General features: G+C 38.7%; 1 protein-coding gene. It reads left to right on the forward strand.

What is annotated here, in order from left to right:
- Positions 1-845: ETX/MTX2 family pore-forming toxin (locus C5470_RS22090; RefSeq protein WP_166291932.1), on the forward strand; the 845-nt coding region annotated here is incomplete at both ends.

The following is an 845-nucleotide window of genomic DNA, read 5'->3' on the forward strand; positions in this document are numbered from 1 at the left end:
ATTACTAATGCATGGGGTGCGTGGAAAGCTAAGCAACTGGGAACTAGTTTGCATTTTACTGCGAGTACTAAATATGGTGGTAATTCTCACCTTTCTCCGTATACAAAATATGAAGTTCAGAGCGATTTAGAAGCTGGGGGGTTTCATTTTGTAAACAAAAGAGAACTTCCTGATGGTGTGGGATTTGATTTATCCCACACTGTGCATAACAGCACGGGAGAAAAACAAACAATGGATGTTACGTTTACAGAGAAAAAAACCTCTGAACTAACTATTAGTGTTACCGAGGCAGTGAAAATTGGCAACAAGGTATCCGGTGGAGTTAATGTTCCTTTCTTTGCTGATGGGAAAGTAGAGATAACAGCAGAGTTAAGTGTTTCATCCACACAATCTTGGAAAAACTCAAAAGACAATGGGTTAAGCATTAAGGTACCTACTGTTGTACCTGCTCACTCTTCTGTATTAGTAAAATCAACATGGGTTATTAATAGATTACAAGCTGATTGGGTTGCTGATGTGGTAATGAGGGGGTATGTAGCTGTTAGATTTAACGATTATGTTTACTACGACAATTATAAGGAAAACGGATGGCATGCTTTATGGTTCATCCCTATTAAAAGTGTGTTTGATGAAATCATTCAGAACAATATCATTGATACAACAGGGTATATACGTCAATACAACTCAGTAATTGCTCAGGCAAAAGGAACCCTGGAAACAGCAACTACTGCATTTGGGAAAACTAGTTTTTCACCAATTGACTCAGCCTCAGTTATAGGTAATGTACGATACAATAAGGAGGAGCCTGTGGATTATGTTCTCATCGGGGCGGATAATGAAGAAGG

This window comes from Photorhabdus stackebrandtii, from assembly GCF_011189495.1.
Taxonomy (GTDB): Bacteria; Pseudomonadota; Gammaproteobacteria; order Enterobacterales; family Enterobacteriaceae; genus Photorhabdus; species Photorhabdus khanii.